Source organism: Bacillus sp. MD-5, from assembly GCF_002201875.1.
Classification (GTDB): Bacteria; Bacillota; Bacilli; order Bacillales; family Bacillaceae; genus Bacillus; species Bacillus stercoris.
The window spans coordinates 3,263,454-3,276,739 of sequence record NZ_CP021911.1 but is presented as its reverse complement, the minus strand read 5'-3'; the positions used below and the strand labels follow the sequence as shown (position 1 = coordinate 3,276,739).

Annotated in this window: 11 protein-coding genes; 9 read left to right on the top strand and 2 right to left on the bottom strand. The window is 46.3% G+C overall.

Going from position 1 to position 13,286, the window contains the following annotated elements; genetic code table 11:
* Positions 1 to 4 precede the first annotated feature (4 nt).
* On the top strand, positions 5 to 1,171 hold the full coding sequence (locus CDO84_RS16610; RefSeq protein WP_040081758.1) for a DegT/DnrJ/EryC1/StrS family aminotransferase: 1,167 nt from the start codon (positions 5 to 7) through the stop codon (positions 1,169 to 1,171).
* Positions 1,150 to 2,118, top strand: a complete 969-nt coding sequence (locus tag CDO84_RS16605; RefSeq protein ID WP_040081759.1) for a polysaccharide pyruvyl transferase family protein — start codon at positions 1,150 to 1,152, stop codon at positions 2,116 to 2,118. Before CDO84_RS16610 ends, CDO84_RS16605 begins: the two co-directional genes overlap by 22 nt.
* A 9-nt stretch (positions 2,119 to 2,127) precedes the next feature.
* On the opposite strand, the gene yvfG is transcribed toward CDO84_RS16605, so the two are convergent.
* Positions 2,128 to 2,346 (bottom strand): protein YvfG, encoded by a 219-nt coding sequence (gene yvfG / locus CDO84_RS16600; protein ID WP_003219905.1) that lies wholly within the window; start codon positions 2,344 to 2,346, stop codon positions 2,128 to 2,130.
* Positions 2,347 to 2,424: 78 nt separating this feature from the next.
* On the opposite strand from yvfG, the gene rpoN reads away from it, so the two are divergent.
* Entirely contained in the window at positions 2,425 to 3,735 is a 1,311-nt protein-coding gene (rpoN, locus tag CDO84_RS16595; protein ID WP_040081761.1) for an RNA polymerase factor sigma-54, read from the top strand.
* Between the two features lie 25 nt (positions 3,736 to 3,760).
* Here the strand turns inward: rpoN and lutP are convergent, their stop codons facing one another.
* Entirely contained in the window at positions 3,761 to 5,452 is a 1,692-nt protein-coding gene (gene lutP / locus CDO84_RS16590; RefSeq protein ID WP_040081762.1) for an L-lactate permease LutP, read from the bottom strand.
* Positions 5,453 to 5,678: 226 nt separating this feature from the next.
* On the opposite strand from lutP, the gene lutR reads away from it, so the two are divergent.
* The 6 genes from lutR (at position 5,679) to ganA (ending at position 13,215) form a co-directional block, all read left to right on the top strand.
* Positions 5,679 to 6,401 carry an L-lactate utilization/bacilysin biosynthesis transcriptional regulator LutR gene (gene lutR / locus CDO84_RS16585; protein ID WP_040081763.1) on the top strand — a complete coding sequence of 241 codons (723 nt, stop codon included), beginning with the start codon at positions 5,679 to 5,681 and terminating at the stop codon, positions 6,399 to 6,401.
* Between the two features lie 181 nt (positions 6,402 to 6,582).
* Entirely contained in the window at positions 6,583 to 7,575 is a 993-nt protein-coding gene (gene ganR / locus CDO84_RS16580) for a galactan degradation operon transcriptional regulator GanR (protein WP_040082508.1), read from the top strand.
* Between the two features lie 141 nt (positions 7,576 to 7,716).
* Positions 7,717 to 8,982: an arabinogalactan oligomer ABC transporter substrate-binding protein GanS gene (ganS, locus tag CDO84_RS16575; protein WP_040081764.1), complete on the top strand. Its 1,266-nt coding sequence runs from the start codon at positions 7,717 to 7,719 to the stop codon at positions 8,980 to 8,982.
* A 39-nt stretch (positions 8,983 to 9,021) separates the two neighbouring features.
* On the top strand, positions 9,022 to 10,278 hold the full coding sequence (gene ganP, locus CDO84_RS16570; RefSeq protein WP_040081765.1) for a galactooligosaccharide ABC transporter permease GanP: 1,257 nt from the start codon (positions 9,022 to 9,024) through the stop codon (positions 10,276 to 10,278).
* Between the two features lie 3 nt (positions 10,279 to 10,281).
* A complete protein-coding gene (gene ganQ, locus CDO84_RS16565) occupies positions 10,282 to 11,133 on the top strand; it encodes a galactooligosaccharide ABC transporter permease GanQ (protein ID WP_040081767.1) in 852 nt (283 codons plus the stop codon).
* An 18-nt stretch (positions 11,134 to 11,151) separates the two neighbouring features.
* Positions 11,152 to 13,215, top strand: a complete 2,064-nt coding sequence (gene ganA / locus CDO84_RS16560) for a beta-galactosidase GanA (protein WP_082032947.1) — start codon at positions 11,152 to 11,154, stop codon at positions 13,213 to 13,215.
* The last annotated feature ends 71 nt before the right edge of the window (positions 13,216 to 13,286 follow it).

Here is a 13,286-nt window from a genome sequence, read left to right as displayed (position 1 = left end):
TTCTATGCATAAAAAAATCTACTTATCTCCCCCTCACATGAGCGGCAGGGAGCAGCACTATATTTCGGAAGCCTTTCGCTCAAACTGGATCGCGCCGCTTGGGCCGCTCGTGAATTTATTTGAAGAACAGCTGGCAGAACGCGTCGGTGTAAAAGCAGCAGCTGCGGTCAGCTCTGGAACGGCTGCGATTCATCTGGCGCTGCGTTTGCTTGAGGTAAAAGAAGGAGACAGCGTGTTTTGCCAGTCCTTCACATTTGTAGCAACCGCCAATCCGATTTTATATGAAAAAGCGGTGCCCGTCTTTATTGATTCTGAGCCTGACACATGGAATATGTCGCCGAAAGCCCTTGAAAGAGCATTGCAGGAAGCGAAAAGAAACGGAACTCTGCCAAAAGCCGTTATTGCCGTCAATCTATATGGGCAGAGCGCGAAAATGGATGACATTGTAAGCCTGTGTGATGCATACGGAGTTCCTGTCATTGAGGACGCAGCCGAATCTCTCGGAACAGTCTACAAAGGGAAGCAAAGCGGGACATTCGGGCGCTTCGGCATTTATTCATTTAACGGGAACAAAATCATCACCACATCAGGCGGAGGGATGCTCGTTTCAAATGATGAAGCCGCAATGGAAAAAGCAAGATTTCTCGCTTCGCAGGCTCGAGAGCCGGCTGTTCATTATCAGCACAGTGAAATGGGGCATAATTACAGGCTGAGCAATATTTTAGCCGGTGTGGGCATTGCCCAGCTCGAGGTGCTGGATGAGCGCGTAGAGAAAAGAAGGACCATTTTTACGAGATATAAAAATGCACTCGGTCACTTAGCCGGCGTCCGCTTTATGCCGGAGTACGCAGCAGGCGTATCCAATCGCTGGCTCACCACGCTCACGCTTGATAACGGGCTCAGCCCCTATGACGTAGTTCAACATCTTGCTGAAGAAAACATTGAAGCCCGTCCGCTGTGGAAGCCGCTCCATACCCAGCCGCTGTTCGATCCTGCTTTGTTTTATTCCCATGAAGATACAGGAAGCGTATGCGAAGAGCTTTTCAAGCAAGGGATCTGTCTCCCATCCGGGTCAAATATGACAGAAGATGAGCAAGATCGGGTCATTGACGTGCTACTGCACTTATTCCAAAATGCCGAGGTGAAGAAATGGACAGCAAGCATTCGATGATCAGCCTGAAACAGAAATTGTCCGGGCTGCTCGACGTCATTCCGAAACAATCTGAGATCGTATATGCGGACTATCCTCTATATGGGAATGTAGGGGATTTATTTATTATGAAAGGAACAGAAGCCTTCTTTCAAGAACACGGGATTCGGGTCAGAAAACGCTGGAATCCTGACAATTTTCCAGTCGGGCGAAAGCTGGACCCTAATCTTATCATCGTCTGCCAGGGAGGCGGAAACTTCGGGGATCTGTATCCGTATTATCAAGGCTTTAGAGAGAAAATCATCCAAACCTATCCGAACCACAAAATTGTGATCCTACCGCAATCGATTTATTTTCAAAACAAAGACAACCTCAAGCGGACGGCGGAGATATTTTCTAAGCATGCGAATCTCCACATCATGACAAGGGAAAAAGCCTCCTATGCTACGGCGCAGGCTTATTTTTCAAGAAATCGCATTCAGCTTCTGCCTGATATGGCTCATCAGCTGTTTCCCGTCATTCCCACGCAGCAGCCGTCTAATCAAAAGCTGAGATTTATCCGAACAGATCATGAAGCAAACCAGGAGCTTCAGGAACACGCAAAAGCGGAGAGCTACGACTGGCGCACGGTCCTGTCAGCTTCAGACCGCCGGACGATCGCTTTTCTGCAAACGCTCAACGTCCTGAACAAAAAAGCGGGCAACCCTTTGCCTATTGCGTATATATGGGGAAAATACTCGGATTATATCGTCAAAAAAGCCATTCGGTTTTTCAGCCGTTACGAATCGGTGGAAACATCAAGGCTGCACGGCCACATCTTGTCTTCTCTTCTTCAAAAAGAAAACACGGTCATTGATAATTCCTATGGGAAAAACGCCAATTACTTTCATACCTGGATGGAAGGAGTGCCAAGCACCCAGCTCATCCAGGACGCCTCAAAGAAGGAAAACCTTCCTGCTCACGTGTGAGCGGAAGGTTTATTTTGATTCTCCACGTTTGACTTTGTTGTATGCTTCATCTAAATGCTGAATCCGCTTTAAGACGACAGCGTTTTTCGTCAGCTGGTCTTGCACGAGCGTTGAGACGACGGAACGGTAGTAGCTGTTCATCGCGTGGATTTTATCCTCAGACTGATTCATTTCAATATGCTGTTTTAAATTCTCAATAAAATAAGGGACGGAAAAAAGTTCAGACATTTCTTTGGCAGCTCCTTTTTCATAAATGTATACGGTGTGATCTCAATCATGTACAATGAAGAAAGGGGAGTGAGCAAGATGGATATGAAACTTCAGCAAGTACAAGTATTAAAGCCTCAACTGACACAGGAGCTCAGGCAGGCCATCACGCTGCTTGGCTATCATTCGGCAGAGCTTGCCGAGTACATTGATGAGCTCTCACTGGAAAACCCTCTTATTGAACGAAAGGAAACAGACACACCGCCACTATCTTACCATAAAACAAATAAAAACAGGATGAATGCACAGGAAGCGGGCCTTCAATTAAGTGATCCGCAAAAAACATTGCAGGATGCGTTAAAACAGCAGTCACTCGATATGAATCTGTCAAACACTGAAAAAAAGATTTTTAATTATCTGATTTATTCGCTTGATTCAAACGGATACTTGGAAGAAGATGTGGAGGAGGCGGCACAGCGCTTATCTGTATCGGCCAAGGAAACAGAGGCTGTTTTGGCAAAACTCCAGTCACTAGAGCCGGCTGGAATCGGCGCGAGATCTTTGCAGGAATGCATCCTTCTTCAATTACAGCGGCTGCCGAATAGAAATGAACACGCGGAAATGCTTGTTTCTGCTCATTTTGATGCTTTTGCGCAAAAAAAGTGGAAAGCGCTTTCAGTGGAGACTGGAATTCCGCTTGATACCATTCAGGATATCTCAGATGATATAGCGGCTCTTCATCCAAGACCGGGTCTTCTGTTTGCCCGGCCAGAGCAAGATGTGTATATCGAGCCTGACATTTTTATCACTGTAAAAAACGGGCACATTGCAGCGGAGCTGAATACCCGCTCGTTTCCCGAAATCGATCTGCATCCGCAGTACAGTACGCTTTTATCATCAGGCTCCTGTCAGGATACTGTCTCTTATTTATCCGCGAAATATCAGGAATGGCGCTGGCTGAGCCGCGCGCTGCGACAGCGAAAACAGACCATCACGAGGATAATCAATGAGCTGATCACACGCCAAAAGGATTTCTTTCTGAAAGGGCGAAGCGCAATGAAACCGCTGACTCTCAGGGAGATAGCAGACTGCTTAAGCCTTCATGAATCAACTGTGAGCCGGGCCATTAAAGGGAAAACGATACAAACGCCTTACGGGCTGTTTGAGATGAAACTCTTTTTCTCAGCAAAAGCCGAGGCTTCAGGAGATGGAGATGCGTCGAATTATGCAGTCAAAATGCATCTTGAAGACCTGATCAATCAAGAGGACAAAACAAAACCGCTCTCAGATCAAAAGCTTGCCGAATTGCTATATGAACAGCACGGCATCCAAATCTCGAGACGCACCGTGGCTAAATACCGCGATCAGATGAACATTCCGTCTTCGGCAGCGAGAAAACGGTATAAATAAAAACCTCCCGTGTTGGGAGGTTTTTTTAAGGAATCATCCAGCTGAACACATGATGCTGCAAAAAGGTGATGATACAAACGAGCAGCAGCAAAAACAGACTGTGTTTAATGGTAAAGCGGAAAAGATCTGACTCCTTTCCGGCGAGTCCTACCGCGGCGCATGCCACCGCAATCGACTGCGGCGAAATCATTTTTCCTGTGACACCGCCTGAGGAGTTGGCGGCGACAGACAGAACAGGGTCCATGCCGACCGATAACGCGGTGACTTTCTGCAGGTTGCCGAACAGCAGGTTGGCAGAAGTATCCGAGCCGGTAATAAAGACGCCGAGCCAGCCGAGAACAGGCGAAAAGAAGGTAAACATCGAACCCGTCAGCGCGAGTGTCATCCCGAGTGTCGTGCTCATTCCTGAGGAGTTTGTGACATAGGCAAAACCAACCACAGATGCGATGGTCAAAATCGGAAGCTTCAACTCTTGGATTGTTTCTTTAAAAACGGCTCCCCAGTCTTTCCACGAAATTGCCGTGATGAATTTTGACAGCACAGCGGCAATCAAGATGGCGGTGCCGGCTGAACCGAGCACGTCAAGCTTGTAAACCGCTTCAATCGGCGTACCGTCAGCATTGGCAATCTGATTGTTCAAAAAAGGCACACCAGGGGCAAAAGTCAGTTTTTCCCCAACAGCATTCAACCATGTCAAGAACACAGCAGAGCCTTCATAATGCCCGGTCAGCGCGGATTTGACAGATGGAATGCCCCATACGGAAATCATCACCGTCAGCAGCAGAAATGGCGACCAAGCCTTGAAAATCTGTCCGCCGCTGTACGCAGGCGCTGTCGGATTCATTTGCGCCGTTTCAATCGCAGCGGCCGATTCCTGTTCACCGGCAAACCGGAATGTTGTTTTCGGCTTCCACCATTTCAAAAACACAGCAAGCGCAGCCATTGAAACAAGCGCTGACAAAACATCAGGCAGCTCAGGCCCTAAAAAATTGGAACTGAGATATTGAACAACAGCAAAGGAAACACCGGATACGAGAATCGCCGGCCAGACCTCCAAGGCTTTCCTGAACCCGCTCATAATGATGATTAAATAAAGTGGAATAAATACGGATAAAAACGGCAGCTGCCGCCCGACCATTTGTGAAATCTCCATCGCCGGAATCCCTGTCGGCCCTTCTACGGCTGTAATTGGAATTCCAATTGCGCCAAAGGCGACAGGCGCCGTATTGGCGATCAAACAGATCCCCGCCGCATAAAGAGGATTAAAGCCGAGACCGACCAAAAGCGCGGCAGAAATGGCGACAGGCGCTCCGAAGCCTGCAGCCCCTTCTAAAAAAGCCCCGAATGAAAAAGCGATCAAGAGGGCTTGAAGCCGCCGGTCATCAGTAATCGAGAGAACCGAACTGCGAATGATATCAAACTGCCCCGTTTTCACAGTGATTTTATACAAAAAAACAGACGTCACAATGATCCAGCCAATCGGCAATATGCCGTATACGGCTCCTTGTGTCGCCGACATCAGCGCTTTTTCCGCAGGCATCCGATAAACCAATACAGCAATGACAAGGGCGATCCCCAATGTGGCCAAGCCCGCTGTATACCCCTTCATCCGTTTAATCGCGAGTGCCCAAAAAAAGAAAATAATCGGTACAAGTGCGGCAAGCGCTGATAAAAGCAAATTTCCCCCTATAGGCGTATATGCCTGTGTCCATTGCATCCCAAACCCCTCCTTGAAACATAAACTGGCGTTGTGTGTAAGCGGTTTCTATAGATGATATGATCATCTGATGACTGGGTAATAAGACCAGTTACCTAGCATTATATTTTGAAAAAAATCAAAGTACAAGACTTTTTGACAAAATAGTCAAAATCTTTTGGCGGCCCATAAAACAGAGTATAATAGATCGTAAACAGCCAGACCTACAAGTTACGGGGTGAATTGCATGAAATACAAACAAATTAAAACAAAAAAAATATATGAAGAAGTAGCGGATGCACTATTAGATATGATCAAAAACGGCGAATTGAAGCCTGGAGATAAACTGGACTCTGTTCAGGCGCTTGCTGAGAACTTTCAAGTCAGCCGTTCAGCGGTTCGAGAAGCACTTTCTGCGCTAAAAGCGATGGGGCTTGTCGAAATGAAACAGGGGGAAGGCACGTACCTGAAGGAATTTGAGCTCGATCAAATTTCTCAGCCGCTCTCAGCCGCCCTTCTCATGAAAAAAGAGGACGTCAAGCAGCTGCTCGAGGTCAGAAAACTGCTTGAACTCGGCGTGGCGTCATTAGCTGCTGAAAAAAGGACAGAAGCAGATCTCGAAAGAATTCATGATGCACTAAAGGAAATGGGGAGCATTGAAGCAGACGGGGAGTTGGGAGAGAAAGCAGATTTTGCATTTCATCTGGCGCTTGCGGACGCTTCTCAAAATGAACTTCTTAAACACTTGATGAATCACGTATCATCATTGCTGCTGGAAACAATGAGAGAAACGCGGAAAATCTGGCTGTTTTCCAAGAAGACCTCAGTTCAGCGGCTGTATGAGGAGCACGAACGGATTTACAATGCCGTGGCTGCCGGGAACGGTGCACAGGCGGAAGCCGCCATGCTGGCGCACTTGACGAATGTGGAAGATGTGCTTTCGGGATATTTCGAGGAAAATGTGCAATAACCAACTCATTTCCCGGGCAATTCTGCCGGTTCCGGATGATACGAACAACTGAGACTGAGCCGCAAATGGTTCAGTCTTTTTACATGAGGCAGCCAGGGGCTTTGTACGCTTGACATTTTTGAAAAAGAAAGTAAAATATTTTACTAAAATGAATGCGAGCTGCATAATGGAGGCAGATGCAATGGCGACAATTAAAGATATCGCGCAGGAAGCGGGATTTTCAATCTCAACCGTTTCCCGCGTTTTAAATAACGATGAAAGCCTTTCTGTTCCTGATGAGACACGGGAGAAAATCTATGAAGCGGCGGAGAAACTCAATTACCGCAAAAAAACAGTAAGGCCGCTGGTGAAACATATTGCGTTTTTATATTGGCTGACAGATAAAGAAGAATTGGAAGATGTCTACTTTAAAACGATGAGATTGGAAATAGAGAAACTGGCGAAAGCATTCAATATCGATATGACCACTTATAAAATATCAGATGGAATTGAGTGCATTCCTGAACATACGGAAGGGTTTATTGCCGTCGGCACATTTTCAGATGAAGAGCTGGCTTTCCTTAGAAATCTCACTGGAAACGGCGTCTTTATCGATTCAACTCCTGATCCCGATCATTTTGACTCGGTAAGGCCTGACTTAGCACAAATAACAAGGAAGACGGTAAACATCCTGACTGAGAAGGGGCATAAGAGCATCGGTTTTATCGGCGGCACATACAAAAATCCGAACACCAATCAGGATGAAATGGACATCCGTGAACAAACCTTCAGAGCCTATATGAGGGAAAAAGGCATGCTGGACGAGCGATATATTTTCTGTCATCGCGGATTCTCTGTAGAAAACGGCTACCGCCTGATGTCAGAGGCGATCGAGACATTAGGCGACCAGCTTCCGACTGCTTTTATGATCGCAGCGGACCCGATTGCAGTGGGCTGTCTGCAAGCCCTGAACGAAAAAGGAATTGCCATACCGAACAGGGTAAGTATTGTGAGTATCAACAACATCAGCTTCGCGAAGTATGTCTCGCCTCCTCTGACGACGTTTCATATTGATATACATGAATTATGTAAAAACGCTGTTCAATTGCTGCTTGAACAAGTGCAGGACAAGAGAAAGACGGTAAAAACTTTATATGTGGGCGCGGAATTAATCGTTAGAAAGAGTATGAATTAAAAACGGCTTAGGATACTAAGCCGTTTTTTTAATTAGGTAAAATAATTTACCTAAAGTAGTAAATAGTTTGTTTACACATTTTCTCAAGCGTGCTATATTATTTTAAAAGCGCTTTCATTTCTACCGGAAGGGTGACAATCAATGAAAAAGGCAAAAAGGTGTTCCGTGTTCATGCTCTGCGCAGCTGTCAGTTTATCCTTGGCGGCTTGCGGCCCAAAGGAAAGCAGCAGCGCCAAATCGAGTTCAAAAGGGTCAGAGCTTGTTGTATGGGAGGATAAAGAAAAGAGCAACGGCATTAAAGACGCCGTGGCTGCATTTGAAAAAGAGCATGATGTGAAGGTCAAAGTCGTTGAAAAACCGTATGCCAAGCAGATTGAAGATTTGCGAATGGACGGACCGGCCGGCACAGGCCCTGACGTGTTAACAATGCCAGGTGACCAAATCGGAACGGCTGTCACGGAAGGATTACTCAAGGAATTACATGTCAAAAAAGACGTTCAATCACTTTATACTGACGCTTCCATTCAGTCTCAAATGGTCGATCAAAAGCTTTATGGACTGCCAAAAGCAGTTGAAACGACTGTGCTGTTTTACAACAAAGATCTCATCTCAGAAAAGGAATTGCCCAAAACGCTGGAAGAGTGGTACGACTATTCCAAAAAGACTGCTGATGGCAGCAAATTTGGCTTTTTAGCCTTATTCGATCAAATTTATTATGCGGAAAGTGTAATGAGCGGATACGGCGGATACATTTTTGGAAAGGACAAAGACGGCAGCTATAACCCGTCAGACATTGGAATCAATAATGAAGGCGCTGTCAAAGGTGCGGCGCTGATGCAGAAGTTTTACAAAGAGGGCTTATTCCCGGCAGGCATTATTGGAGAACAAGGGATTAACGTGTTGGAATCACTGTTCACAGAAGGAAAAGCCGCCGCGATTATTTCTGGTCCATGGAATGTAGAAGCCTTTTCGAAAGCAGGAATCAATTATGGCATTACGAAACTGCCGAAGCTTGAAAATGGGAAAAACATGAGTTCCTTTATCGGCGTTAAAAGCTACAACGTCAGCGCATTTTCAAAGAATGCGGAGCTGGCGCAAGAATTAGCCGTATTCCTGGCAAATGAAAAAAATTCTAAAACACGATATGAAGAGACGAAAGAAGTTCCTGCTGTGAAATCCCTAGCCAATGACCCGGCTATTATGAAAAGTGAGGCGGCACGGGCTGTTACTGAACAATCCCGTTTCTCAGAGCCAACACCAAATATTCCGGAAATGAATGAAATATGGACGCCGGCTGATTCAGCATTACAGACAGTTGCAACAGGGAAGGCGGATCCGAAACAAGCATTGGATCAAGCAGCTGAAACGGCCAAAGGACAAATCAAGGCAAAGCACAGCGGAAAATAAAGAGAAAGCTAGATTTGTATTGTAAGAGAGGTGAAAACGGTGCAGCATCGTCAAATCGCTTTGTTGCTGTCTATCATCCCGGGGCTCGGGCAATTTTATAACAAGCAATGGATAAAAGGCTTTGTCTTTCTTTTCTTAGGCGCATCGTTTTTTGCGGTCTTTGGAGATCTGCTCAATATGGGGTTTTGGGGAATCTTTACACTGGGAACAGAAGTGCCGCGGGATAATTCCGTTTTCTTGCTGGCAGAAGGAATTATCGCTGTCATCGTGACCTGCTTTGGCCTTGCGGTGTATTATGTGAATCTTCGCGATGCGTTTCAAAGCGGAAAACAGCGTGACGAAAACAAGCCATTAAGTTCCTTAAAAGAACAATACCGGCATATCATTTCTGAGGGCTATCCTTATGTCGTCAGCGGCCCATCTTTGTTTATTTTAATTTTCGCCGTGATCTTCCCCATTTTATTCAGCTTTGCATTAGCGTTCACAAACTATGATTTGTATCATTCTCCTCCTGCAAAATTAATTGATTGGGTCGGTTTTCAAACATTCGCAAATATTTTCACAGTTGATATTTGGAGGTCGACCTTTTTTGATGTACTGGCTTGGACGGTGGTTTGGACACTTGCTGCATCCACACTGCAAGTCAGCTTGGGGATTTTTCTCGCGATCATTGTCAACCAGAAAGACCTTCGGTTTAAACGCTTTTTCCGGACGATACTGATTTTGCCATGGGCCGTTCCCGGTTTTGTGACGATTTTAATTTTTGCGGGGCTGTTTAATGATAGCTTTGGTGCGATGAATCACGACATCTTGGCTTTCTTCGGGATAGATCCGCTTCCGTGGATGACAGATGCTAATTGGTCGAGGCTTGCGTTGATTCTCATGCAGGGCTGGCTCGGATTTCCGTACATCTTTCTCGTCTCAACAGGCGTATTGCAATCCATCCCGGACGATCTGTATGAAGCAGCTACGATTGATGGCGCTTCTGTCTTTTCAAAGCTGAGATACATTACGCTTCCAATGGTGTTCATCGCCATGGCGCCGATTATCATTACTCAGTTTACGTTTAATTTTAATAACTTTAATATTATCTATCTATTTAATGGCGGAGGTCCGGCTGTAACCGGATCGACAGCCGGCGGGACAGACATCCTCGTTTCATGGATTTATAAGTTGACAATGCAGTCCAGTCAATATTCACTTGCTGCGGCTTTAACGATTTTATTATCTGTGTTTGTCATCTCCATCGCATTGTGGCAGTTCAGACAGACAAAGTCTTTTAAAGAGGAGGCATGAGGCATGCTGGCAGATATGAAGGTCAGAAAATATTTCCGTCTCCTTTTCTCTTACTTGTTGTTAGCCTGTATGGCGGTCATCATTGTTTATCCTCTTCTTTGGACGGCAGGCGCAAGCTTTAACCCCGGCAACAGCTTAATCAGTACATCCATCATTCCGAAGCATCCGACATTCGACCATTACAAGGAATTATTTGCGGGCAAAGAAAGCCTTCAATATGTGCAGTGGTATGTCAACTCAATGAAGATCAGCCTGTTTACAATGGCAGGGTCTTTACTCTGTGTGACGTTTACAGCCTATGCGTTTTCGCGCTTTCGCTTCAAAGGCAGGAAATACGCTTTAACCCTCTTTTTATTGCTGCAAATGATTCCTCAGTTTTCGGCTTTAATCGCTTTGTTTGTATTGGCGCAAATCTTGGGCATGATCAATAGCCACTGGCTGTTAATCTTGCTTTATATCGGCGGCCTGATCCCGATGAATACGTATTTGATGAAAGGGTACATGGATTCGATTCCGATGGATTTAGACGAAAGCGCCAAGATTGACGGGGCCAGCAGCACCCGAATCTTCTTCCAAATCATTCTGCCATTATCAAAACCGATGGCGGCAGTGGTGGCCATGAACAGCTTTACAGGACCGCTCGGAGATTTTGTGCTGTCATCAACGATATTGAGAACGCCTGAATCATATACATTGCCCGTCGGCCTATTCAATTTAGTGAATGATGTTATGGGGGCCAGCTATACGACATTTGCGGCCGGAGCCTTGCTTATCAGCATTCCGGTTGCCGTCATCTTTATCATACTGCAAAAGAATTTTGTGTCCGGATTAACCGCAGGCGGAACGAAAGGCTAAGAGAATAAGGAGGAGAATGTGATGTCAAAGCTTGAAAAAACGCACGTAACCGAAGCGAATTTTATGCTTCATGGGGGAGACTATAACCCCGATCAGTGGCTGGATCGGCCTGATATTTTAGCTGACGATATCAAACTGATGAAGCTTTCTCATACGAATACGTTTTCTGTCGGCATTTTTGCATGGAGCGCACTTGAGCCGGAGGAGGGCGTATATCAATTTGACTGGCTGGATGATATTTTTGAGCGGATTCACAGTATAGGCGGCCGGGTCATATTAGCAACGCCGAGCGGAGCCCGTCCGGCCTGGCTATCACAAGCCTATCCGGAAGTTTTGCGCGTCAATGCCTCCCGCGTCAAACAGCTGCACGGCGGAAGGCACAACCACTGTCTCACATCTAAAGTCTACCGAGATAAAACACGGCATATCAACCGCCTATTAGCAGAACGATACGGCAATCACCCGGCGCTGTTAATGTGGCATATTTCAAACGAATACGGGGGAGATTGCCACTGTGATCTATGCCAGCATGCTTTCAGGGAGTGGCTGAAAGCAAAATACGACAACAGCCTCAAAACATTGAACCGTGCGTGGTGGACTCCTTTTTGGAGCCATACATTCAATGACTGGTCACAAATTGAAAGCCCTTCGCCGATCGGTGAAAACGGCTTGCACGGCTTGAACTTAGACTGGCGCCGGTTCGTCACCGATCAAACGATTTCGTTTTATGAAAATGAAATCGTTCCGCTGAAAGAACTGACGCCTGATGTCCCTATCACAACGAACTTTATGGCTGACACACCGGATTTAATTCCGTATCAGGGTCTCGACTACAGCAAATTTGCGAAACATGTCGATGCCATCAGCTGGGACGCTTATCCTGTCTGGCACAATGACTGGGAAAGCACAGCTGATTTGGCGATGAAGGTCGGCTTTATCAATGACCTGTACCGAAGCTTGAAGCAGCAGCCTTTCTTATTAATGGAGTGTACGCCAAGCGCGGTCAATTGGCATAACGTCAATAAGGCGAAGCGCCCGGGCATGAATCTGCTGTCATCTATGCAAATGATAGCCCACGGCTCGGACAGCGTTCTCTATTTCCAATACCGCAAATCACGCGGGTCATCAGAAAAATTGCATGGGGCGGTTGTGGATCATGACAACAGCCCTAAGAACCGCGTCTTTCAAGAAGTGGCCAAGGTCGGCGAGACATTGGAATGGCTGTCCGAGGTTGTCGGAACGAAGAGGCCGGCACAAACCGCTATTTTATATGACTGGGAAAATCATTGGGCGCTCGAGGATGCTCAGGGGTTTGCGAAGGCGACAAAACGTTATCCGCAAACGCTTCAGCAGCATTACCGCACATTCTGGGAACACGATATCCCTGTCGATGTCATCACGAAAGAACAAGACTTTTCACCATATAAACTGCTCATCGTCCCGATGCTTTATTTAATCAGCGAGGACACCATTTCCCGTTTAAAAGCGTTTACAGCTGATGGCGGCATCTTAGTCATGACGTATATTAGCGGAATTGTGAATGAGCATGATTTAACGTACACAGGCGGATGGCATCCGGATCTTCAAGAAATTTTCGGAATTGAGCCTCTTGAGACTGACACGCTGTATCCGAAGGATCGAAATGCTGTCACATACCGCGGCAAAACATACGAAATGAAGGATTATGCAACCGTGATTGATGTAAAAACTGCTTCAACAGAAGCGGTGTATCAAGAGGATTTTTACGCCCGTACGCCAGCTGTCACAAGCCATCAATATCAGCAGGGCAAGGCGTATTTTATCGGCGCGCGTTTGGAGGATCAATTTCACCGTGATTTCTATGAGGGTCTGATCACAGACCTGTCTCTCTCACCTGTTTTTCCGGTTCGGCACGGAAAAGGCGTCTCCGTACAAGCGAGGCAGGATCAGGACAATGATTATATTTTTGTCATGAATTTTACGGAAGAAAAACAGCTGGTCACGTTTGAGCAGAGTGTGAAGGACATGATGACAGGAGAGATATTGTCAGGCGACCTGACGATGGAAAAGTATGAAGTAAGAATCGTCGTAAACACACATTAGGCTGATGCTCCGCTCGATATGGGCGGATTCTTTTTTCTGCATTTTAGAAAACGCTTACTAAATCGTGAGGG

Bases quoted from the DNA above. Each gene is read 5' to 3' on its own strand.
- CDO84_RS16610 (WP_040081758.1), top strand. From the start codon at position 5: ATGCATAAAAAAATCTACTTATCTCCCCCTCACATGAGCGGCAGGGAG.
- ganR (WP_040082508.1), top strand. From the start codon at position 6,583: ATGGCGACAATTAAAGATATCGCGCAGGAAGCGGGATTTTCAATCTCA.
- ganQ (WP_040081767.1), top strand. From the start codon at position 10,282: ATGCTGGCAGATATGAAGGTCAGAAAATATTTCCGTCTCCTTTTCTCT.
- CDO84_RS16605 (WP_040081759.1), top strand. From the start codon at position 1,150: ATGGACAGCAAGCATTCGATGATCAGCCTGAAACAGAAATTGTCCGGG.
- lutP (WP_040081762.1), bottom strand. From the start codon at position 5,452: ATGCAATGGACACAGGCATATACGCCTATAGGGGGAAATTTGCTTTTA.
- rpoN (WP_040081761.1), top strand. From the start codon at position 2,425: ATGGATATGAAACTTCAGCAAGTACAAGTATTAAAGCCTCAACTGACA.
- yvfG (WP_003219905.1), bottom strand. From the start codon at position 2,346: ATGTCTGAACTTTTTTCCGTCCCTTATTTTATTGAGAATTTAAAACAG.
- lutR (WP_040081763.1), top strand. From the start codon at position 5,679: ATGAAATACAAACAAATTAAAACAAAAAAAATATATGAAGAAGTAGCG.
- ganS (WP_040081764.1), top strand. From the start codon at position 7,717: ATGAAAAAGGCAAAAAGGTGTTCCGTGTTCATGCTCTGCGCAGCTGTC.